The sequence below is a fragment of the Streptomyces sp. NPDC005774 genome, from assembly GCF_042871645.1.
Lineage (GTDB): Bacteria > Actinomycetota > Actinomycetes > Streptomycetales > Streptomycetaceae > Streptomyces > Streptomyces pratens.
The window spans coordinates 94112-115779 of record NZ_JBIAIV010000022.1 but is presented as its reverse complement, the minus strand read 5'-3'; the positions used below and the strand labels follow the sequence as shown (position 1 = coordinate 115779).

The 21668-nt window shown below is 72.4% G+C and carries 21 protein-coding genes and 1 pseudogene; 11 read left to right on the top strand and 11 right to left on the bottom strand.

Annotated features, from left to right (window positions below; all coding sequences use genetic code 11):
* Positions 1-191: 191 nt before the first annotated feature.
* From ACFYQA_RS21020 to ACFYQA_RS21010, 3 genes are all read right to left on the bottom strand, one after another.
* A complete protein-coding gene (locus ACFYQA_RS21020; protein WP_388919796.1) occupies positions 192-677 on the bottom strand; it encodes a hypothetical protein in 486 nt (161 codons plus the stop codon).
* Positions 674-1003, bottom strand: coding sequence for a plasmid mobilization protein (locus ACFYQA_RS21015; protein ID WP_388919793.1), 330 nt, complete (start codon positions 1001-1003; stop codon positions 674-676). Before ACFYQA_RS21015 ends, ACFYQA_RS21020 begins: the two co-directional genes overlap by 4 nt.
* A 135-nt stretch (positions 1004-1138) precedes the next feature.
* On the bottom strand, positions 1139-1534 hold the full coding sequence (locus ACFYQA_RS21010) for a DUF4265 domain-containing protein (protein WP_388919791.1): 396 nt from the start codon (positions 1532-1534) through the stop codon (positions 1139-1141).
* Between the two features lie 438 nt (positions 1535-1972).
* On the opposite strand from ACFYQA_RS21010, the gene ACFYQA_RS21005 reads away from it, so the two are divergent.
* The 4 genes from ACFYQA_RS21005 (at position 1973) to ACFYQA_RS20990 (ending at position 4983) form a co-directional block, all read left to right on the top strand.
* On the top strand, positions 1973-2728 hold the full coding sequence (locus tag ACFYQA_RS21005) for a MerR family transcriptional regulator (RefSeq protein WP_388919788.1): 756 nt from the start codon (positions 1973-1975) through the stop codon (positions 2726-2728).
* Complete coding sequence (locus ACFYQA_RS21000) at positions 2725-3375, top strand: hypothetical protein (protein WP_388919785.1); 651 nt, start codon at positions 2725-2727, stop codon at positions 3373-3375. The genes ACFYQA_RS21005 and ACFYQA_RS21000 overlap by 4 nt, the downstream gene beginning before the upstream one ends.
* A gap of 29 nt (positions 3376-3404) precedes the next feature.
* Complete coding sequence (gene yaaA, locus ACFYQA_RS20995) at positions 3405-4187, top strand: peroxide stress protein YaaA (RefSeq protein WP_388919782.1); 783 nt, start codon at positions 3405-3407, stop codon at positions 4185-4187.
* Positions 4188-4317: 130 nt separating this feature from the next.
* Positions 4318-4983 (top strand): bifunctional 4-hydroxy-2-oxoglutarate aldolase/2-dehydro-3-deoxy-phosphogluconate aldolase, encoded by a 666-nt coding sequence (locus tag ACFYQA_RS20990; RefSeq protein ID WP_388919837.1) that lies wholly within the window; start codon positions 4318-4320, stop codon positions 4981-4983.
* Here ACFYQA_RS20990 and ACFYQA_RS20985 read toward each other — a convergent pair.
* From ACFYQA_RS20985 to ACFYQA_RS20975, 3 genes are read right to left on the bottom strand one after another with little or no spacing between them, the layout of a single operon-like run.
* Positions 4958-6409 (bottom strand): bifunctional RNase H/acid phosphatase, encoded by a 1452-nt coding sequence (locus ACFYQA_RS20985; protein WP_388919779.1) that lies wholly within the window; start codon positions 6407-6409, stop codon positions 4958-4960. The two genes, ACFYQA_RS20990 and ACFYQA_RS20985, sit on opposite strands and share 26 nt — an antisense overlap.
* A gap of 59 nt (positions 6410-6468) precedes the next feature.
* The gene (locus ACFYQA_RS20980; protein ID WP_388919834.1) at positions 6469-7212 is read right to left on the bottom strand and encodes a zinc ribbon domain-containing protein; all 744 of its coding nucleotides are present in this window, start codon (positions 7210-7212) and stop codon (positions 6469-6471) included.
* On the bottom strand, positions 7209-8075 hold the full coding sequence (locus ACFYQA_RS20975; protein WP_388919776.1) for a Nif3-like dinuclear metal center hexameric protein: 867 nt from the start codon (positions 8073-8075) through the stop codon (positions 7209-7211). The genes ACFYQA_RS20980 and ACFYQA_RS20975 overlap by 4 nt, the downstream gene beginning before the upstream one ends.
* A gap of 195 nt (positions 8076-8270) precedes the next feature.
* On the opposite strand from ACFYQA_RS20975, the gene ACFYQA_RS20970 reads away from it, so the two are divergent.
* A complete protein-coding gene (locus ACFYQA_RS20970; protein ID WP_388919773.1) occupies positions 8271-9584 on the top strand; it encodes a hypothetical protein in 1314 nt (437 codons plus the stop codon).
* A gap of 446 nt (positions 9585-10030) precedes the next feature.
* Here ACFYQA_RS20970 and ACFYQA_RS20965 read toward each other — a convergent pair.
* Positions 10031-10531: pseudogene (locus tag ACFYQA_RS20965) on the bottom strand (MaoC family dehydratase); the annotation flags it as partial.
* A gap of 120 nt (positions 10532-10651) precedes the next feature.
* Here ACFYQA_RS20965 and ACFYQA_RS20960 point away from each other — a divergent pair.
* Positions 10652-11284, top strand: a complete 633-nt coding sequence (locus ACFYQA_RS20960; RefSeq protein ID WP_388919831.1) for a response regulator — start codon at positions 10652-10654, stop codon at positions 11282-11284.
* Between the two features lie 109 nt (positions 11285-11393).
* Here the strand turns inward: ACFYQA_RS20960 and ACFYQA_RS20955 are convergent, their stop codons facing one another.
* Entirely contained in the window at positions 11394-12833 is a 1440-nt protein-coding gene (locus ACFYQA_RS20955) for a DHA2 family efflux MFS transporter permease subunit (protein WP_388919770.1), read from the bottom strand.
* Between the two features lie 266 nt (positions 12834-13099).
* On the opposite strand from ACFYQA_RS20955, the gene ACFYQA_RS20950 reads away from it, so the two are divergent.
* The 5 genes from ACFYQA_RS20950 to ACFYQA_RS20930 all read left to right on the top strand — a co-directional run bounded on the left by ACFYQA_RS20950 (position 13100) and on the right by ACFYQA_RS20930 (position 17998).
* On the top strand, positions 13100-14590 hold the full coding sequence (locus tag ACFYQA_RS20950; protein ID WP_388919767.1) for an MFS transporter: 1491 nt from the start codon (positions 13100-13102) through the stop codon (positions 14588-14590).
* A gap of 225 nt (positions 14591-14815) precedes the next feature.
* Positions 14816-15502: a class I SAM-dependent methyltransferase gene (locus ACFYQA_RS20945; protein ID WP_388919764.1), complete on the top strand. Its 687-nt coding sequence runs from the start codon at positions 14816-14818 to the stop codon at positions 15500-15502.
* A gap of 77 nt (positions 15503-15579) precedes the next feature.
* Complete coding sequence (locus ACFYQA_RS20940) at positions 15580-16590, top strand: N-acetylmuramoyl-L-alanine amidase (protein ID WP_388919761.1); 1011 nt, start codon at positions 15580-15582, stop codon at positions 16588-16590.
* Positions 16591-16746: 156 nt separating this feature from the next.
* Positions 16747-17568, top strand: coding sequence for a hypothetical protein (locus ACFYQA_RS20935; protein ID WP_388919759.1), 822 nt, complete (start codon positions 16747-16749; stop codon positions 17566-17568).
* Between the two features lie 136 nt (positions 17569-17704).
* On the top strand, positions 17705-17998 hold the full coding sequence (locus tag ACFYQA_RS20930) for a hypothetical protein (RefSeq protein ID WP_386422084.1): 294 nt from the start codon (positions 17705-17707) through the stop codon (positions 17996-17998).
* A 240-nt stretch (positions 17999-18238) separates the two neighbouring features.
* Here ACFYQA_RS20930 and ACFYQA_RS20925 read toward each other — a convergent pair whose 3' ends face one another.
* From ACFYQA_RS20925 to ACFYQA_RS20915, 3 genes are read right to left on the bottom strand one after another with little or no spacing between them, the layout of a single operon-like run.
* Positions 18239-19315 (bottom strand): prenyltransferase, encoded by a 1077-nt coding sequence (locus tag ACFYQA_RS20925; protein WP_388919756.1) that lies wholly within the window; start codon positions 19313-19315, stop codon positions 18239-18241.
* The gene (locus tag ACFYQA_RS20920) at positions 19312-20106 is read right to left on the bottom strand and encodes a methyltransferase domain-containing protein (RefSeq protein ID WP_388919753.1); all 795 of its coding nucleotides are present in this window, start codon (positions 20104-20106) and stop codon (positions 19312-19314) included. Before ACFYQA_RS20920 ends, ACFYQA_RS20925 begins: the two co-directional genes overlap by 4 nt.
* Positions 20100-21533, bottom strand: a complete 1434-nt coding sequence (locus ACFYQA_RS20915) for a glycosyltransferase family 4 protein (RefSeq protein ID WP_388919750.1) — start codon at positions 21531-21533, stop codon at positions 20100-20102. The genes ACFYQA_RS20920 and ACFYQA_RS20915 overlap by 7 nt, the downstream gene beginning before the upstream one ends.
* Positions 21534-21668: the final 135 nt, after the last annotated feature.

The window sequence follows — 21668 nt, the reverse complement described above, 5'->3', positions numbered from 1 at the left end:
GAAGCCGGTCGTTTCCACACCCTGCACTATGAGTCCCGACCCGACACACCATGACAGCCGAGCGGGAAGCACTCCGCGAGCCGTTGGCACCGCCCACGGGGTGAAGCAGCCGAAGGGCGGGACCGGAGCCGCCCGACCGATCCCGGGCCGCACAGTGCGCAGCCACCTGGAAGGGGCGGAGCTCTCGGTCATCACACGGCGACCACGTGCACGTCCGTCGGTGCGAGGACCGTCAGGTAGGCGTCGATGTCCCCCGGGTCGGTGGTGAAGATGACCGCGCTGCCGTGCCGGGCCGCTGCCAGTGCCACCCAGGCGTCCACCGCGTCCGGACGTTTCTTCGCCGCCAGGGCCGCTCGCCCCAGAGCGGTGCCGATGCGCCGCCAGTCCGCGAGGTCCGGGCCCGTCGCACAGGCCAGACACTCCGGACGGCCCGCCTTCGTCTCGCGCAGGGGCGGCTCGGACGTACGGGCCTGCGGGACGGTGCAGTCCTTCAGCACCCCGGACAGGGCGTGCACCAGCGCCGGCTGAGGGCGCCACACCTGGGCGAGGACCGGGCCGAGCACCAGCGCCCGGTGCGGGACCGTGCGCAGTCCCTCGTGGAGAGCCACCGCCTTCGCCTTGCGGTCGGCGAGCGCGATGAGCATGCCGGTGTCGTAGACCGGCACCCGTGCGCTCACGCGGCGCGTCCCGGACGGCAGCCGTGCCGGTCCCGGCCGTGGGCGAGATCCAGGGCCTCCTCGACCTCGCGGCGTTCCTGCTCCGTCAGTTCCGCGGCCGGTTCCGGGGCGGGTTCGGCGGGCAGCCCACTTGCCGCCTGCTCGGCCCGGGCGATGAGTGCGTCCACCTCGGCGAACTGCTCCTCTATGGCATCGCTCTCGGCCATCTGGCGCGTTGCGGCATGCACCAGGTAGGCCGAGACGTCCATGCCCGCCCGTTCCGCGTGCTGCCTGATGCGTTCGGCCTGGTCCTGCTCCAGGCTGATACTGATCCGTGTCTTCGCCACGAAGGCATCGTAATACGCGTATGACGACAGGGCGAGCGCGATCGAATCTACGCAACCCCGACCCGGCCCCCGCGGTACCGACGAAGATCTCCTCGTCACCGGGCTCCAGAACCCCTAACGGAACGATCTTTCGAGTCAGGAGTCGACCTCCCAGTGGAGGGCTCCGGCCTGGGCAAGGGGTTCCAACGCCTCGATGAGGCGCGCCTCATTCGCACCAGGCGGGAGGTCCACCGCAAGACAGGTGCCCTGAAGCCACTCATGAGGCAGGCCGGTGTCGACAGCCTTACCGTGCAGCAGTTCGTGTACCTGGCCGTGGTCCGCGACGAGTGCGACGCGAAGGGTCCGGTGGCCGGACTTGTGTATGACCGCGGTCACCAGGTGGTTGCTGTCGATGGTCACTACGTCGCGGTAGCAGATTCCGTAGGTGAAGAACGGCAGACAGGCCACCTCAAACCTGTCCTCGGTGAGCTGGCGGGTCCACAACTGCTCGCGCCAGCCGTCCTGCCGGTCCGACAGGTCGGCGTGGATCATGTAGTGGGTGGGACCCCGGCCGATCGGGTCCTCGTGCGTGATGATGGTGATGGGGTGCCTCCTGGAGCTGGATCCCGGCTCTCAGATCCCGCAACAGCCGTCTCGGCCTCGATGCAGCAGGGCGCGTTCAGGCGTCGCCAGCAGATCAGCGCACATCCGAGGCTGAGGCAGTGCACGTGGGACCCGTCGGGGAGTGGGGTGAGGACGAGTTCACCCTCGATGAGTTCCGCCCGGAATCCCTCCGGGGTGTCGAGGGTGACGAGCCAGTCCAGGAGCAGTTCCTCGGAGACAGAGTCATAGGTGATCACGGTGATGTGCCTCGCTTTCTGTCGCTCGCCAGGCTGGCGTACGGGCGGATCGCTTCGACGCCTGCCAGGTCCCGTTCACCCGACCGCGCTCGCTTGACCCTGCCGCGACGTCAACGTCTCTACTGGGGGCATGCGGATCGGAGAACTCGCCACGGCCGTCGGTGTCACCACGCGGACCGTGCGGCACTACCACCATCTGGGGCTGCTGCCGGAGCCGGAGCGGCGGGCCAACGGGTACCGGGACTACACGCTGCGGCACGCCGTCGTGCTGGCGCGGATCAGGCGGCTGACCGAGCTGGGGCTCGGGCTGGCCGAGGTGCGGGACGTGCTCGCGGACGACGCCGGCAAGGACCTCGTCGAGGTGCTGACCGAGCTGGACGAGGACCTGGCATGTCAGGAGGCGGCGGTCCGGGACCGCCGGGCGCGGCTGCGGGCGCTGCTGGAGACGGAGGGCGGGCTGACCGCCGAGGGGCCCGTCTCCCCCGAACTGGCCGCGCTGTTCCGGGAGATGCCGGACCTGTCCGACTCGCCCACGGCCGCCAGGGACCGGGAGATGCTCGCCCTCATCGAGACCACGGCGCCCCCGGAACAGCGGGAACAGCTGATGGGCCTGCTGACCGGGTTCATGAAGGTGCCGGGCGGGGTGGAGCGCGCGCTCGCCGCCTACGCGCTGCTCGACGAACTCGCCGACGCCGAACCGGACGACCCCCGGGTGGACGAGGCCGCCCGTGCCCTCGCCGCGTGCCTGCCCGCCGACCTGCTTCCAAAGGACGCTTCGCTGGACCAGGACCACAGCTTCCTGCGTGCCATGTACGCCGACTTTCCCCCGGCCCAGGCGGAGGCGATCCGCCGGACACTGCACATCGTCATGGAGGAGCGGACATGAAGAGTGGCGCGTGGAAGGGTGTGCAGGTTGTCTGGACCCTCGCCCGGCACGAGCTGCGGCTGATGGTGAGCCTCGTGCTGTGGCTGGCGCGGCGTACCCACGGCACGGCGGGCGGGACGCCCTTCGGGTACGCGCGGGGCCAGGGCGCGATCATGTTCGGGTTCGCGTTCGTGTCCGTGGTCGAGACGGCGGCGATGTCCGTGCTGCTGCTCGACCGGCCGACCGTCCACGCGGTGGTGCTGTTCCTGGACGTGTACACCGTCGTGTTCGTCGTCGCGCTGCACGCGGCCAATGTCGTCCGCCCGCACGTGCTGGACCCGGGCTCCGGCACGCTGCGGATCCGCCGGGCCGTCCCCGTCGATCTGCGGATACCGCTGGAGCGGATCGCCTCCGTACGGCGTGAGCTGCGGATGAGCCATGAACGGGCCGACGGGGAGCTGGACGTCGAGGTCGGTTCGCAGACCACCATCACGCTGGAACTCACGGAGCCGGTCACCCACGTCACCCTCTTCGGGCGGCGCCGGGACGTGCGCGTCGTACGGTTCCATGCCGACGAGTCCGACGCCCTGGTCCGAGCGCTGGCGACGGGGCGACGGGAGGCGGAACAACGGGCCGCTCAGGCGTCAGGGCCCGGCGCCGTACCCTGACGGCTGAGTTCTACCGTGAGGAGCAACGCGTGCTTGTCCTGCTGCCGCCGTCCGAAGGCAAGGCCGCTTCCGGCCGCGGCGCCCCGCTGAAGCCTCAGTCCCTGTCGCTGCCGGGGCTGGCCGATGCCCGGGAGGCCGTTCTCGCCGAGCTGGTGGACCTGTGCGCCGCCGATGAGGAGAAGGCGCGCGAGGTGCTGGGGCTGAGCGAGGGGCTGCGGGGCGAGGTCGCGAAGAACCTGGAGCTGCGGACCGCCGGGGCCCGGCCCGCCGGGGAGATCTACACCGGGGTGCTGTACGACGCCCTGGACCTGGCCTCCCTCGACCCGGCCGCCAAGCGCAGGGCCGCCCGTTCGCTGCTGGTGTTCTCGGGGTTGTGGGGCGCGGTCGCGGTCACCGACCGGATTCCCTCCTACCGCTGCTCGATGGGCGTACGGCTGCCGGGGCTCGGGGCGCTGGGCGCGTACTGGCGTACGCCGATGGCCTCGGTCATGCCGGAGGCGGCGGGCAGCGGCCTGGTGCTGGACCTGCGGTCGGCCGCGTACGCGGCGGCGTGGAAGCCGAAGGGGGAGGTGGCCGCCCGTACGGCGACCGTGCGGGTGCTGCACGCGCCGACCCGGAAGGTGGTCAGCCACTTCAACAAGGCGACCAAGGGACGGATCGTCCGCAGCCTGCTGACGGGCGGGGCCGCACCGAAGGATCCCGCCGCGCTGGTCGAGGTGCTGCGGGATCTCGGGTACGTGGTGGAGGCGCGGGCGCCGGGCCGTGCGGGGACGCCGTGGGCGCTGGACGTGCTGGTGGACGAGGTGCACTGACGGCCGCCGAAAACCCCGCGTGTTGCATCCTGCGCAACGCCCTTTGCGCAGGATGCTTCGGCGCGGGCAGGATGACGCCATGAGCTCATCCCTGCCCTCCGCTCCCCTGCCCTCGTCGGCCCCCGCCCCCATGACCACTGCCACTGCCACTGCCACTGCTGCGACCGCATCCGTACTGGATCTCGCGCCCGTCATACCGGTGGTCGTGGTCGAGGACGCCGCCGACGCCGTGCCGCTGGCGCGGGCGCTGGTCGCCGGTGGACTGCCCGCGATCGAGGTGACCCTGCGGACACCCGCCGCCGTGGACGCCCTCCGCGCGATCGCCGCCGAGGTGCCGGACGCGGTGGTCGGGGCCGGCACGGTGATCACACCGGGGCAGGTGCACGAGGTGGTGGCGGCCGGGGCGCGGTTCCTGGTCAGTCCGGGCTGGACGGACGTCCTGCTGGAGTCGATGCGGGCGTCCGGGGTGCCGTTCCTGCCGGGGGTGTCGACGGTCTCGGAGGTCGTGGCGCTGCTGGAACGCGGGGTGCGGGAGATGAAGTTCTTCCCGGCGCAGGCCGCGGGCGGCACGGCGTATCTGAAGGCGATCGCCGGGCCGCTTCCCCAGGCCCGCTTCTGTCCGACCGGCGGGATCGGCCCGGACTCCGCGCCGGACTATCTCGCGCTGAAGAACGTCGCCTGCGTCGGCGGGAGCTGGATGCTCCCGGCGGACGCGGTGGCGGCGCGCGACTGGGCGCGGATCGAGCGGCTGGCCCGCGCGGCGGCGGGGCTCAGCGCAGGTGGGACGTCTCGTTGAACAGCCGGACGCTGGCGTTGCCGTCGGCGTAGTACGCCACCGCCGAGAGCGAGGCCGCCGACAGTTCCATCCGGAACAGGGCCTCGGGCGGAGCGCCCAGGGCGAGCCGTATCAAGGTCTTGATCGGTGTCACGTGGGTGACGAGCAGGACCGTGCGGCCGGCGTACGCGGCGGTGAGCTTGTCCCGGGTGGCGGCGACCCTGGTCGCGGTGTCCGCGAAGCTCTCGCCGCCGCCGGTGGGCTCGGCGTCCGGTGAGGAGAGCCAGGTGTTCAGGTCGTCGGGGTGGCGTTCGCGCACCTCGGCGAAGGTCAGGCCCTCCCACGCGCCGAAGTCGGTCTCGCGCAGCCCCTCCTCCACGCTCACCTCCAGGCCGAGCCGGGCGGCGACGATGCCGGCGGTCTCGCGCGTGCGGGCCAGAGGGGAGGCGACGACGGCCTGGACGGTGCCGCGCCGGACGAGTGCCGCGGCGGCCCGCTCGGCCTGCTCGCGGCCGGCGTCGGAGAGGGAGGGGTCGCTGCCACCGCTGCCGGAGAACCGTTTCTGGGGTGTCAGCGGGGTCTCACCGTGCCGGAGGAGCACGAAGGTGGCCGGCGGGCCCATATCGGCGGGCGCCCAACCCGAGGAAGGGGTGGCGTCCGAGGCCGGCTCGGGACCGCGGGCTGCAGCGGCCCCGGTGCCGCTGCCGGGGGTGGCCACGGCCTGCGCGGCCCGCAGGTCAGCGGCGGCCCTCCCCGCGGGGGCGTCACCTCCGCCGGCGCCGATGCCACCGGCTCCCCGCACGCCCGACTCCATGGCGCCCGACTGCAGGGCAGAGGCAGAGCTGGAAGCAGGAGCCGAGGCAGAGTCCAGGGCCGCGCGGACCCGTGCCGCACCGGCGGTCGCGTCCCCGGGCGGGGACGAGGGGCGCTCGGGCAGAACCGCCCCGGCACGCGGCGTATCCAGTGCGGCACGCGAAGCCGACGCACTCCTTCCCCGAGCTCTCAACTCCGTTCGAGCATGGGAGACCCCAAGTTCCCCCCGCTGCCCCGCGTCCATCGCCTCGTTCGCCAGGCGGTCCGCGTGCTTGTTCCGCTCGCGCGGAATCCACTCGTACGTGACCCGGCCCTGCGGGAAGACGCGTGCCGCCTCTGCCGCCAGCGGTTTCATGGCGGGGTGCTTGATCTTCCAGCGGCCCGACATCTGCTCGACGACGAGTTTGGAGTCCATCCGGACGTGGACCGCGGCCTGCGGGTCCAGCTCGCGGGCGGCCCGCAGACCGGCCAGCAGACCCGAGTACTCGGCGACGTTGTTCGTGGCGGTGCCGAGGTACTCGGCCGCCTCCGCCAGGGTCTCCCCCGTCGCCGCGTCACTGACCACGGCCCCGTAGCCGGCGGGTCCCGGGTTGCCCCGCGATCCGCCGTCCGCCTCGATGATGAACTCCCGCACCGGGAAATCCCCTCAGATCTCCTTGTATCCCGTCGGATCCCCTGGATCCAGGGGATCCCCTACAGCCCCGAATCCGACGTGCGGACCAGGATGCGCCGGCAGTTCTCGCAGCGCACCACGGTGTCGGGCGCGGCGTGGCGGATCTCGTTCAGCTCGGTGATGGCGAGTTCCTGGCGGCAGCCCTGGCAGGTGCGGGCGTAGAGCTTCGCCGCGCCGACGCCGCCCTGCTGCGCGCGCAGCTTCTCGTACAGCTTGAGCAGGTCCGCGGGAACGGATCCGGCGACGACCTCGCGCTCCTTGGTGACCCTGGCCGTCTCGCCGTCGATCTCCGCGCAGGCCGCGTCCCGGCGGGCGGTCGCGTCGTCCATCCTCGACTGGACGGAGGTGACCCGCTCGGCCAGTTCACCGGCCCGCTCCTGCGCGGACTCGCGGCGCTCCATGACCTCCAGGACGACGTCCTCGAGATTGCCCTGGCGCTTGGCGAGGGAGGCGATCTCGCGCTGGAGGTTCTCCAGGTCCTTGGGCGAGGAGGCGGCGCCGGAGTCGAGGCGCTTCTGGTCGCGGGCGGCGCGCTGGCGCACCTGGTCCACGTCCTGCTCGGCCTTGGTCTGCTCGCGGGCGCAGTCGCTCTCCTCGGTCTGCGCGGCCACGTGCAGGTCACGCAGCTGGGCGAGGTCCCGGGTCAGCGACTCGATCTCGGCGTGCTCGGGGAGCGACCTCCGCTTGTGCGCGAGCTGCTGGAGGCGGACGTCGAGATCCTGGAGGGCGAGGAGTCGGATCTGGTCGGCGGGCTCGGCGTTCAGTTGGGGGCTCCAGAGGTATCGGTGTCGAAGGAGGCCGCGTGGGCGGTCCAGGGGTCGGTGACCGTGGCGGAGACATGGACCCGCAGGCCCCATCCGTGACGGTCGGAGATCGTGTCGAGCTGGGCCGCGGCCAGTTCGCACCAGGGCCACTCGGTGGCCCAGTGTGCCGCGTCGAGCAGCGCGGGAGGCCGACCGGCGGCATGCTCCGCCGCGAACTCCGACGCCGGGTGGTGGCGCAGGTCCGCGGTGAGGTAGGCATCCACGCCGGCCGCCCTGACGTGGGCGAAGAGGCTGTCGCCGGAGCCACCGCTGACGGCGACCGTCCGCACGAGCGCTTCGGGGTCGCCGGCGACGCGGATGCCCTGGGCGGTGCGGGGCAGGCGCTCGGCGGCGCGGGCGGCGAGCTCGCGGACGGTCAGCGGGTGATCCAGTTCGCAGACCCGGCCGAGCCCGCGGCGACCCTCGGGGTCCGTGGTGTCCGGCACCAGCGGCCGGACGATGCGCAGGTCCAGGGCGCCGGCCAGGGCATCGCTCACACCGGGGTCGGCCGTGTCGGCGTTGGTGTGGGCGACGTGCAGCGCGATGTCGTTCCTGATGAGCGTGTGCACCACACGGCCCTTGGAGGTCGTGGCCGCGACGGTGGTCGTGCCGCGCAGATAGAGCGGGTGGTGGGTGACGAGCAGGTCGGCGCCCAGCTCCACCGCCTCGTCGACGATCTCCTGGACCGGGTCCACCGCGAACAGGACTCGTCCGACCTCCTGGTCGGGGTCGCCCGTGACGGTACCGACCGCGTCCCAGGACTCGGCCCACTCGGCGGGCCACAGGGTCTCCAGCGCGGTGATGACTTCAGACAGACGGGGCACAACGCAAGGCTACCTGCCCGTATGGCGCGGCAGTACCGGTGCGGGTGCGGGAACCGCGCCCGCACCGGCCGGCACATACGCCTCCGCTTCCTCGGACGAATCGTTCCTGGAACACCCTTACGTGTGAAGCGGGGCCCGGTGGGTCTCCCGTCCGCGCGTACGAAAACTACGTTCGTCGCCGGAGGTGACCGAACGATGACAACGATGACGATGCGTGCGATCGAGCCTTCCACGGGCCGGGAGGTTCCGGATCACGGGGTCTCGGGTCACGAGCTCTCGGGTCACAAGGACACCAGGTACGAGGACACCAGGCACGAGGAGAGGACCTCGGCGGCGGTGGCGCCGCCGCCACCGGGCTGTGTCCTCAGCGCCGACGGTTCCTACGGTGCGCGCCTCGCCCGCGAGGGCGATTCCCTGTTCCCGGAGCGCTGGACCCTGGGCGGCCCCGAGCCCTACGCGGTGCCGCTGCGCACCGATCAGCCCGAGGAGCCCGGCACCGAGGTACAGCCCATGGGCGACGGGCGGGTCCTCATCCACCGGCTGGTGGACGGGAGACACGCGTTCTCTCTCCTGTACCCGACCGGTCCCGGCACCGGCGAGGTGCCGCTCGGCGCGGTCGGGCGCCCGGACGGAGGGGCCCCGCTGCGGCTCCTGCCGCCCGCGCCGTGCGGGCAGCGGGCGTACGCCGTCGCCGTGGGCCCGCGGTCGACGGCCCTGTGGCTGGTGGCGGGCGGCGCCTTCGGGCCCGAGCGCGTCGCCGAGATCCCGGGCCGCTGCTCGGGCGGGGCGTGGCTGGACCGCACCGGCCGGATGCTCTCCCTGGACCGGAAGGCCGGCGGGCGCACCAAGGCGGTCGTCGTGGACCTGGAGGGCGGGGGCGAGGTGTCGCCGTTGCTGCAGATCACCGAGGGGAGCGACGACCGGGTCCTGCTCGCCGATCCGGACAGCGGCCTGCTACTGATCCGCTCGGACGCGCCCTCGCCGGGGCAGGAGCGGCTGGGCTGGGGGGTGCTGGGCAGCACGTTGCCGGTGCGCTTCCCCGCGTGCCTGCGGCTGCCGGACTGCGCGGTCACACCGTTCGCGATCCAGCCCGGCCAGGCGCTGACGCCGGAGGGGTGCGCGGTGGCGCTGCGCGTCGACGGGCCACTGGGCAGTTGGGTCGGGGTGTGGCGGCCGGCCCAGCGGCAGCTTCACCATCTCCCGGCGCCCGAAGGGTGGTTGGCCGGCAGCGGACTGTGGACGGCGGACGGGGTGCTGCGCCTGCCGTGCGCCACCCCGGCGATGCCGTGCGGGGTGGCCGTACTGAACCCGCCGGGGCTGAACCCGCCGGGGCTGAAACGACAGTCGGAGCGAGACCGGAGCGAGGACCGGAAGGAGGACCGGAACGGCTCCTCGGCGAAGCCCGAACAGCCTTCTCCGGAAGGGGAGTCCACGCTTCCGGTCGAACCGGCCGCGCCCCGCCCCGTCCCCCTGCAACAAGCACCTCTGGAACGGCTTGTAACGAAGTAGCGGCGGTCGGCGTGGCCGCCTGGATTCACCCCCTGGCCCCCTGGATAAACTCGCCCGGCTGTAGAAAAGATCATGTTTACGGGGTGAGTTTTCCGATGAACGATGCGAGCACCAACCAGCCACGGACCGTCGACGGTGGGCAGATCGCCGTCGGGCACGGCAAGCACCGCGGACCGGTGTCCCGACAGGACGCCACGACGGCCCCTCGCGGCCGCCATCGGAGGCCTGCCGGTGAGAACGAGCATGCGGAGCCGGCTGCCTGACGTCACGTCAGATACGCACTCGGACGCCAAGTGGACAGCTGAACGGCCCCGTCCGTCGTGGACGAGCGGGGCCGTTCCACGTCCGTGTCCGCGCCGCCGTGCACGACAAGCAGTTGTTCTCCGACTAGCCGCGGCAGCGCGCCCGGCCGGCCGGGCTCCCCCTCGGCTTGCGGACCGACCGGTTCAGGAGTGTGTGACGACCGTGTCGATGAGCACGGGCGCGTCACCCCTCTCGACGGCACTCACGGCCACCCGCACCTCGCCGCCATCGCCGGCCCCATCGCCGTCCCCATTGCCGCCCCCATCACCGCTGTCGCCACCGTCGCCGCGCCACATGCGGATGCGGAGCGTCTCGCCCGGGTACACGGCCCCGGCGAACCGGGTGGCGTAGCCGCGGACGCGGGTGACGTCCCCGCCGAGCAGCGTGTCGACGACCGCCTTGAGCGTCATGCCGTAGGTGCACAGTCCGTGCAGGATCGGCCGCTCGAACCCGGCGAGCTTCGCGAACCCGGGGTCGGCGTGCGGCGGATTCCAGTCGCCGGAGAGGCGGTAGAGCAGGGCCTGGCCCTCCCGGATCGGCCGCTCGACGGTCCGGTCCGGTGGCCCGGCGGGTTCCTCCCGCCGGGCGGACGGTCCGCGGTCGCCGCCCCAGCCGCCCTCGCCGCGTACCTGGATCTGCGCGTCGACGGCGTCCCCTGTACAGCCCAGCCCTCGACCGTTGCGAAGACTCCCACGTCGGGGTGGAACATACGCCCCGGCAAGGACATACCGCCACATCCGCCCTAAGCTTCCTGCGTGAACGAGATGCCCGCGGACCACCGGCCCGCCAAGTCCGTACGGGTCCTGCTCGCGGAGGACGGCGGGACGGCGCACGGGGCGCTGGCCTTACTGCTCCGGATGGAGCCGGACCTCGAGGTCGTCGCCCAGGTGGCGGCGGGGGACGCGGTCCTGGACGCGGTGCTCACCCACCGCCCCGACGTCGCCCTCCTGGACATCGAACTGCCCGGCATGAGCGGCCTGGACGCCGCCGCCGCACTGCGCGACCAGGCGCCGGATTGCCGGGTGCTGATCCTCGCCACCTCCGGCCGCCCCGGCCATCTGCAGCGGGCCATCGCCGCGGGAGCCGCCGGTTTCCTGGTCAGGGACGGTTCGGTGGACGAGCTGGCCTCGGCCATCCGCCGGGTACTGACCGGGGAGACGGTGATCGACCCAGTCCTGGCCGCCGCGGCCCAGAACGCGGAGCCCCTTCCCCTCACCCCCGGCGAATGCGCCGCCCTCGAGGCCGCGGCGAACGGCACACCGCTCGCCGACCTGGCCGCCCGGCTCCACCTCTCCGAGGCCGCCGTCACCGCCCACCTCGCCGGCGCCCTCGCCAAGACCGGCGCCCCCACTCCCACCGAGGCACTGCGCGAGGCCCGCAGACTGGGCTGGGTCTGAATCGGTCGAGCACCCGGTCGACCAGCCAGCCGGTCGCCGGTCGGTCAGTCGATCCACCCATCCGTCCGCCCATCCACCCGGCCGCCCGGCCGCCCGTCCGCCCGGGAACTCAGTGGGCCGTCGCGGCCTTTCGGGGCAGCCACAGCCACATCAGGACCAGGCCGACGGCCAGGATCGCCGTTCCGGTGCGGAAGGCCAGGGCGTAGCCCTCGGTCAGGGCCTCCGGAGTGGTACTGCTTCCCGTACGGGCCGCCGCGAGGGTCGACAGGACGGCCAGACCGAGCGAACCGCCCATCGTGCGCGAGGTGTTGATCAGGCCGGAGACCAGGCCGGCCTCCTCCGGCGCGGTGCCGGAGATGGCGAGCGCCGCGAGGGGGGTTCCGGCGAGGCCCGCGCCCAGCATCATCAGGATGCCGGGAAACATGATCGCCGTCAGGTACGCGCCGTCGGCCGTCATCGTCGACTGCCAGGCGAAACCGGCCAGCGCGACGAGCGTGCCGAGCACGGCCACGGCACGTGCCCCGGCGGCGCGCATCAGCCGGGGCGCGACCTTGGAGCCGACGACCACGGCGAGCGAGCTGGGCACCAGGGCGAATCCGGCCTCGAGCGGGGTGTAGCCGAGCACGTTCTGGGCGTAGAGGGTCATGAAGAACCACATGCAGAACATGGCGGCGCCGCTCAGGAACATCGCCACGTTCGCCGACGACACCGACCGCACCCGGAACAGTCCCAGCGGCATCAGCGGGGCCCTGGTCCGCGCCTCGACGAGGAGGAACAGGGCGATGAGGGCGAGTCCGGCGCACAGCGGCACCAGGGTGGGCGGCGCCGTCCATCCCTCGGCCTCGGTCTGGGAGATACCGAAGGCCAGGGTGGCGAGGCCCGCCGTCACCAGCATCGCGCCGGGCAGGTCGAGCCGCCGTCCGTCCCCGGCCCGGCCCTCCGCCAGCCACCAGGCCGCCCCGGCCAGCACCAGCACCCCGATCGGCACGTTGATCAGCAGCACCCACCGCCACGACAGGGTGTCCGTGAGCACCCCGCCGACGAAGCCGCCGGCCGCGCCGCCGCCTGCGCCGACGGCGGTCCAGGTCGCGATGGCGCGGGCCCGCGCGGGGCCCTCCGGGACCGCCGAGGTGACGATGGTGAGGGTGGACGGCGCCAGGACCGCGGCCCCGAGCCCTTGTACCGCCCGCGCCAGCAGCAGCTGCCAGTCCTCCTGGGCCAGCCCGCCCGCCAGGCTCGCCAGGGTGAACAGGCCGAGGCCGACGAGGAACATCCGCTTGCGCCCGTAGAGGTCACCGGCGCGTCCGCCGAGCAGCATGAACCCGGCGAAGGCGATGGCGTACGCGTTCACCACCCACTGCAGTCCCTGCTCGCTGAGGCCGAGGCCGGTACGCATCGACGGCAGCGCGACGTTGACCACGGAGATGTCGAGCACGACGAGGAACTGCCCCAGGCACGCGAGTGCCACCGCCAGCCAGGGGGGCGGCGTGCGGCGACGGGGGGTGCGGGCGGTGAGGGCGGTGTCCTGGGCTCCGAGCATGGGTGTCATGGTCTCAACCGTCCGGTGCCCCTTGCATCGGGATTTCGCCGGGCGGGTCCTCGGTCTTCCGTCCTAGGGCGATCAGGAGGGAGCCCGCACCCGTCGGCATCCCGCAGGACGGTCCGATGGCCCGTGGTGGCCCAAGGGTTGGTCAAGAAATCGTTAGTGTGCCAAAGCATCGGAATAGTTGCCCCGGCACACGGGTTCCGTACGCACGGATCCGGCACCCCCTGTCCCGTACCGACCTCACGCTTTCGGCCTGGAGGCCCCTTTTCATGACCCAGTCGACGAACGGCCGTCCCGCGGGCGGAGCGGGCAGATCCGTGGTCCCGGTGCTCGCCTTCGCGGGCATCGTCGTCGCGGTGATGCAGACCCTGCTCGTCCCGGTGATCAAGGATCTGCCCCGTCTGCTGGACACCACGCCCGGCGACGCCACGTGGGTCCTGACGTCGACGCTGCTGTCCGGTGCCGTCGCCACCCCCATCATGGGCCGTCTCGGCGACCTCTACGGCAAGCGGCGCATGCTGGTCGCCAGCCTCTCGGTCATGGTGGCCGGCGCCCTCGTCAGCGCGCTCACCAGCGACCTGCTGCTGATGATCGCCGGCCGTACCCTCCAGGGCGTCGCGATGGGCGCGATCCCGCTCGGCATCGGGCTGATGCGCGACATGCTGCCGCCGGAGCGGCTGGGCTCCTCGATGGCGCTGATGAGTTCCTCGATAGGCGTCGGCGGGGGTCTCGCGCTGCCCGCCGCCTCGCTGGTGGCCCAGAACTCCGACTGGCACGTCCTCTACTTCGGCGCCGCCGGCCTCGGTGTCCTCGCCATCGCCCTCACCCTGACCTTCGTACCGGAGTCACCGGCGCGGGCGCCCGGCACCTTCGACCTGCCGGGCGCGCTGGGGCTGTCCGCCGGTCTCGTCCTCTTCCTCCTGCCGCTCACCAAGGGCAGTGACTGGGGCTGGGCATCCGGGACCACGCTCGGCCTGTTCGGGGCGGCGGCCGTGGTGCTCCTGCTCTGGGGCGTGATGGAACTGCGGGTGCCCGCGCCCCTGGTGGACCTGCGCACCACCGCCCGCCGCGAGGTCCTCCTCACCAACCTCGCGTCGATCATGATCGGCGTCTCCTTCTTCGTCATCTCCCTGGTGCTGCCCCAACTGCTCCAGCTCCCCGCCTCCACCGGGTACGGTCTCGGCCGGTCGATGGTGGTGGCGGGTCTGTGCGTGGCGCCGCTGGGCGTGACGATGATGTTCACGGCGCCCGTCTACGCCCGTCTGTCCGCCCGCTACGGCCCCAAGGTCACCCTCGTCCTGGGCCTGTTGGTCATCGGGGCCGGTTACGCCGGCGGTCTGGGTCTGCTGGACGCGGTCTGGGGAGCCGTCGTCATCTCGGTCGTCATCGGCGCGGGCATCGGCCTGGCCTACGCATCCCTGCCCGCCCTGATCGTCGGCGCGGTCCCGGCCTCGGACACGGGCGCGGCCAACGGCCTCAACACCCTGATGCGCTCGATCGGTACGTCGATGTCGAGCGCGGTCGTCGGGATGGTGCTGGCCGGCACGGCGAACACGGTGGGCGGGGCGGAGATCCCGAGCATGCACGGCTTCCGCCTCTCCTTCATGATCGCGACGGCGGCGGTGACCGTGGGCCTGGTCCTGGCCCTGTTCATCCCCGGCCGACGCCCCTCGGACACCCTGCGGCTGCGCGCGAGCAGCGAGGAGGACGCCAACCTGGAGCGCGCGGAGCAGACCCTGCGCGGGCCGGTCCCGGCCTGACCGCCGGACCGGCATCGCTCCCCTCCCCGGTACTCCTCCGCAGTGCCCCTCCGCGGTAATCCTCACCGGCACCCCTGCCGTACCGCACGGCGGGCGGTACGGCAGCATGGACACCCAAGACATTCACCCAAGACGTGCGCCCAAGACAAGCGCTCAGGACATGCACCCCCGCCATGCGCCCCGAGCCGTGCATCCAGGACACACGACCGAGAGGACGCCGGACCGATGCCCGTTCCGACTCCGACCCCGACGCCGCCGCCGAACCCCCCGGCACCGGGGCCCGAGATCCTGGCCTCGTTCGAGGCGGCGAAGGGCTTCATGCCCGTCGGCGAGGGGCTGGCCCTGTACGCGGCGGCGGCCGAGGCGGGACGGCTGGGCCTCCCCCTGCTGGAGGTCGGCACCTACTGCGGCCGCTCCACGATCCTGCTCGCCGGTGCCGCCCGTGAGGCCGGGGTCACCGCGCTCACCGTGGACCACCACCGGGGCAGCGAGGAGCAGCAGCCGGGCTGGGAGTACCACGACCCGGAGACGGTCGACCCCGAACTCGGCGTGATGGACACCCTGCCGGCCTTCCGCCGCACGCTCCACCGGGCGGGCCTGGAGGACCACGTGGTCGCCCTGGTCGGCCGCTCCCCCAAGGTCGCGGCCCTGTGGAACTCCCCCCTCGCCCTGGTCTTCATCGACGGCGGCCACACGGACGAGCACGCCACGGCCGACTACGAGGGCTGGGCCCCGCACGTGGCCGAGGGCGGTCTCCTCGTCATCCACGACGTCTTTCCCGACCCCGTCGACGAGTTCACCGGCCAGGCCCCGTACCGCGTCTACCTCCGCGCCCTGGCCTCCGGCGCCTTCACGGAACTCCCGGCGACGGACTCGCTGCGCGTCCTGCGCCGTACGGGAAACGGGATCTGAGGCAGGTGCGTGCCGCCCGACGGTGAACGCTGCCCGATCGGACGATGGCGGGTGCGGACGGCCGTTAGGGTGGCTGCGTGTCGTACACAGGGCCCGACTTCGATCCGCCGCCGTCCCGCCGCTTCCGGCGTGGACCGCTGACCGTGGCGCTCGCCGCGCTCGTGCCGGGCGCGCTGCTCGGCTGGGCCGTCTACGCGGCCGTGGGCGGGTCGGGGGACGACGGGGGCGACGCGAGCGCGTCCGCCGGGGCGTCCGCCTCGGCCTCCTCCCCGGCACCCTCCTCCGCCGGCGCCTCACCCTCGGACGAGGCGGACGAGGCGGACGAGTCCGACGGCAAGAAGCCGAGCGCCTCCCCCGACTCCGGCTCCGCGTCCCCCTCCCCTTCCGCGTCCGCGTCCGCGCCCGCCGGGACCGGGCCGCTCAAGGGGAAGGTCGTGGTCATCGACCCCGGGCACAACCCGGGCAACTTCCAGCACACCGCGGAGATCAACCGTCAGGTGGACATCGGGACGAACTCCAAGGAGTGCGACACCACCGGCACGTCCACCGACGACGGTTTCAGCGAGGCGAAGTTCACCCTGGACGTCGCCCACCGGATGCGCGCGCTCCTCGAGGGGCAGGGCGCCACGGTGAAACTGACGCAGGACGACGACCGGCTGTTCGGACCGTGCATCGACGAACGGGCGCGGATCGGCAACGAGGCGAAGGCGGACGCCGTCGTGTCGATCCACGCGGACGGTTCGGGCGCCGGGAACCGCGGTTTCCACGTGATCCTTCCCGGGCCCGTGAACTCCGGCGCCGCCGACACCCGGGCCATCGTCGAGCCGTCCCGCGAACTCGGTGAGCGCATCGCGGGCAACTTCGTACGCGCCACCGGCAACGGGCCGTCCAACTATGTGGGCGGCGGTACCGGTCTCGTCACGCGTAAGGACCTGGGCGGTCTCAATCTGTCAACGGTTCCCAAGGTGTTCATCGAGTGCGGCAACATGCGCGATAGCAAGGACGCGGCACTTCTGACCAGCGGTGCCTGGCGGCAGAAGGCGGCGCAGGGAATCTCCGAGGGAATTGTGAGTTTCCTGCGCGGGTAGGGGTAGGTGGGCTGATCCGGGCGAACAGCCCGATCGTGCGGACGATAGTGTCGTTCCACGATGAGGGGTCACCCCCGCGCTTCACACCGGGCCCTGAGGGCGACGTGGTGACAGCGACGCCTCTGCCGACGACGAGACGACCGAGAAGGACCTGAAGTGAATATCCGCTCTCTCACTCGAGGCGACGGCGTGGTGATCGGAGCAGCGGTATTGCTGTTCATCGCGTCGTTCCTCGACCTCTACTCGATCGACGGTGCCCCCGACGACGTCATCCCCAGCCTGTGGAGCAGCGGCCCGGTCGTGCTCGGTGTCGTGCTGGCGGGCATCATCGGCGCGGCACTCGTCGTCGTGTCCCGCGGGCTGCCGCAGCCGCCGAAGGTCGCGGGCCTGGACCTCGGCCAGTTCGGCGTCGCGTTCACCGTCTTCGCCGCCTGGAGCGCGCTCGGCAACGTCTTCGATCCGTCCGGTGGCGTCAACAACGTCACCACCGGTTCCTCCACGGACGGACCCGACTCCGGTATCGGCCTGATCCTGGCCCTCGTCGCGACGCTGGTCATGGCCGCCGCCGCCGTCGCCACCCCCCTGGTCCCCGCCCTCAAGGGCGCCCTCATCCCAGCGGCCCGTCCCGCCGCCCCGCAGCCCTACGGCGCCCAGCCGCCCGGTGGTTACGGCTACCCGGGTGCGCAGCAGGCCGGCTTCGGCGGTCAGCCGCAGCCGGGCCGGCCCGGTCAGTCGTACCCCGGCCAGCAGCCCGGTCAGCCGGCCGCGCCGCCCACGGCCGACTTCTCGCCGTTCTGGTTCGCCGTGCCGGTGCCCCGGCCGCTGTTCCCGGAGGACGGTTCGCAGACGCCGATCGCCGAACTGGCCCCCGGAACCTGGTACCTGGCCGTCGAGCAGCGCGGTCCGGCCCTCGTCGCCCAGACGCAGGACGGCCGTCGCGGTGTCCTCCAGGACACCTCGGGCATCCAGCGCGGCTGACCCGCTCCGCAGCGCACGGCCCCTCGCCCTTCCGGGCGGGGGCCGTTGTCGTACGGCCGGCACCCGCGCATCCGACCCACCGGTGCCTGTCCGGCCGTCCGGGTTTCAATCGCGGTTTCGGGGCCAGACGGACACCATGTCCCCACGAACTCGCAGTGGTTCCAGCTCCGCAGGGACGGCCGTCGCGGTGATCGCGGACATCATGGCCGCCATTCTCGGACTCTGGATTCTGATGTACCTGTTGGATGCCAACCGGGCCAATGAACTGGTCCAGTTCGTCCATGACGCGGCCAACTGGCTGGCCGGCTGGTCGCGTGACCTGTTCACTTTCGACGAGGACTGGGCGCGGGTGGTCGCCGGGTACGGCCTGGCCGCCGTGGTCTACCTCTTCATCGGCCACGCCATCGCCAACAGCCTCCACCGGCGCTGACCGAACCTCCCAGACCCCCACCCCCGGCCCGTCCGGCCCACCCACCGCGTGACCAGGAGGGTCTGGGGGGTCTCCCCCGGAGAACACAGCACCTTCGACGAGGAATGGGCCCGGGTGGTCGCCGGGTACGGCCTGGCCGCCGTGGTCCACCTCTTCATCGGCCACACCATCGCCAACAGCCTCCACCGGCGGACGCGGGCGAGGGCCCTCACCCGCGTCCGCCGGCGGCCGTGCCCCCGGTCAGACCCGGGTGCAGCAGTCGGGGTCGAGGCCCTTGGGGAGGCGGTCGCCGCTGAAGACCGCGCAGGTGGCCTCGTGTCCGCCGAGCGCGGCGACGGCCAGCAGCAGTGAACCGGCCGTCCAGGCGGTCAGTTCGACCGGCCAGATCGCCTCGTCGTCGAAGACGTACCCCGTCCAGTACAGGCCGGTCTGCGGATCGCGCAGGTGCTGGATGGACTGGAGCACTTCCAGCGCGCGGTCGGACTCGCCCATCACCCAGAGGGCCAGGGCGAGTTCGGCCGACTCGCCGCCGGTCACCCACGGGTTGGGGGCCACGCAGCGCACCCCGAGGCCGGGGACGACGAAGCGGTCCCAGTCCTCCTCGATCCGGTCCTTGGCCTCGGCGTCGGTGAGGGCGCCGCCCAGTACGGGGTAGTACCAGTCCATGGAGTAGCGGTCCTTGTCGAGGAACCGCTCCGGGTGGTGCCGGATCGCATGCCGGAGCGCGCCGGCCGCCAGCTCCCAGTCCGGCTGCGGCTCCTCCCGCTGCTCGGCGATGGCGAGGGCGCAGCGCAGCGCGTGGTGGACGGAGGAGCAGCCGGTGAGCAGCGCGTCCGCGGTGGGCGTGCCGTCGTCGTCGCGCCGCCAGCCGATCTGTCCGCCGGGCTGCTGGAGCCGCAGCACCCATTCCACGGCCGCGTACACGGTGGGCCACAGACGCTCCAGAAAGGTGTCGTCGCCGGTGGAGAGGTAGTGGTGCCAGACGCCGACGGCGACGTAGGCGACGAAGTTGGTCTCCCGCCCCCGGTCGGTGACGTCGTCGGGGTCGCCGTCGGCGTACGCCGCGTACCAGGATCCGTCCGTCAGCTGGTGCCTGGCCAGCCACAGGTAGGCCTGCTCGGCGGCCTCGTGGGCGCCCGCGGCGTCCAGGGCCATCGCGGCCTCGACGTGGTCCCACGGGTCGAGGTGGTGGCCCCTGAACCAGGGGATCGCCCCGTCCTCACGCTGCACGGCGAGGATGCCGGCGACGGTCTCCACGGCCTGCTCGGCGGTGAGGACCCCGGGCAGGACGAGGTGTTCCGTCCGGGAGGCCGTCACTGGGTGGCCGCCCCGGCCTCGGCGGCCGCCATGGCGCCCACACCCGCACCTGCCCCCGCACCGGCCTCGGCGCGCGGCAGATGCGGCTTGGTCGCGTACGCCACGAAGCTCTTGCCCATCACCGGGTTCAGGGTCCGCTCCGCGAGGCGGGTCGCCAGCGGCTTCTTCATGATGTCCCAGACCAGCAGCTTGTGGTACGCCCGTACCGGCAGCGCCTTGTCGTTGTCCACGCCGAAGGCGCACTTCAGCCACCAGTACGGCGAGTGCAGCGCGTGCGCGTGGTGGGTGCCGTAGGGGCGCAGGCCAGCCTCGCGCATCCTGGCCAGCAGCTGGTCGGCCTTGTAGATGCGGATGTGGCCGCCCTCGACCTCGTGGTAGGCGTCGGACAGGGTCCAGCACACCTTCTCGGGGCCGTAGCGCGGCACGGTGACCGCGATGCGGCCGCCGGGCCTGAGCACGCGGACCATCTCGGCGAGGACGCCCTTGTCGTCGGGGATGTGCTCCATGACCTCGGAGATGATCACGACGTCGAAGGACTCGTCGGGGAAGGGCAGGGCGAGGGCGTTGCCCTCCATGGCCGTGGCGGTGGCCCCGGCGGGCGCCTCCCCGGCCTCCTTCATCGCGGCGAACCACTTGGCGACCTCGCGGATCTCCTCGCCGTTCTGGTCCAGCGCCACGACCTGCGCTCCGCGCCGGTAGCACTCGAACGCGTGCCGGCCGGCACCGCATCCGAGGTCCAGGACACGGTCGCCCGGGGCGAGCGGGAACCGGGAGAAGTCGACGGTCAGCACGTGGCCCTGCTTTCACGGTGGGAGGTGACGGGTTCTTCTGCGACGGACGCCTGGGCCACCCCGGGGCCGGCGGCGCCCGTGGCGGCCGCGGGAGCGGCGACGACGGGATCGGCCGCTGCGGCCCCGTCGGCGCGGGCCATCGCCTCGCGGTAGCGGGCGACCGTGCCCTCGGCCGCGCGGGCCCAGGTGAAGTGCCGCAGCACCCGTTCCCGTCCGGCGGCACCGAGCCGCACGCGCAGCTCCGGGTCGCCGAGCAGCCGGTTCAGCCCGGCGGCCAGCGCCTGCGCGTCGCCGGGCGGGACGGCCAGGCAGGTCTCCCCGTCGCGGCCGGCGACCTCCGGGATCGCACCGCCGGTCGTGGCGAGCAGCGGGGTGCCGGTGGCCATGGCCTCGGCGGCCGGCAGCGAGAAGCCCTCGTACAGCGACGGTACGCAGGCGATCTGGGCGGAGCGCACGAGATCGACCAGTTCCACGTCCGAGATGCCCTTGACGAACTCGACGGCGTCACCGAGCCCGTACCGCTCCATCGCCTGCGCGACGGGCCCCTTGGCGGGGCGCGTGCCGACGACGACGAGGTGCGCCTCGGGCTGCTCGACGCGGACCTTGGCCAGCGCCTCGACGAGGAAGACCAGGCCCTTGAGCGGCACGTCCGCGCTGGACGTCGTCACGATCCGGCCCGGTACGACGGGCACCGACGCATCCGGTGAGAACAGGTCGGTGTCGGCACCGATGTGGACGACGCGGATGCGGTCCTGGCGTACGCCCAGATGGCCGACGATCTCGTCGCGGGAGGTGCCGGAGACGGTGAGTACGGAGGGCAGACGGCGAGCGACCCGCTTCTGCATCCTGGTGAACGCGTACCAGCGGCGCACCGAGGCGCGCCTGCGCCTGCTCTCCGCCGCGTCCAGGTCCAACTGCCGGTCGACGGTGATGGGGTGGTGGATCGTGGTCACCAGGGGCGCGCCGACGTCGCCGAGCAGGCCGTAGCCGAGCGTCTGGTTGTCGTGGACGATGTCGAAGTCACCGCGTCGGGCCCGCAGATGACGGCGGGCGCGCAGGGAGAAGGTCAGCGGTTCGGGGAAGCCACCGGTCCACATGGTGCCGACCTCGAGCGCGTCGATCCAGTCGCGGTACTCGCCGCGGCCCGGGGTGCGGAAGGGGTCCGGCTGACGGTAGAGGTCGAGGCTGGGCAGCTCGGTCAGGCTCAGCCCGTCGTAGCCCTCGTCGAGGACGGGGTAGGGCTGGGCGCCGATGACCTCGACCTGGTGTCCGAGGCGGACGAGCTCGCGGGAGAGGTGTCGGACGTAGACACCCTGTCCGCCGCAGAACGGGTTCCCCTTGTAGGTGAGGAGCGCTATGCGGAGCGGTCGCAAGCCGTCGGAGGACGGGCCCTGCGAGAGCCCGGCCTGACTGGCCTCAGCGGTCACTCTGGGCCCCCTTCTCCCTGCACGGTCCCGCGACTGTACGTCGGGACGCTAACCTAGAACAAGTTTCAGAGTTGATCGTTCCAAGGCTCCGAATCTACCGGCAGGTAGGGACGCGGCGGGCAGTGGATCAGGTGA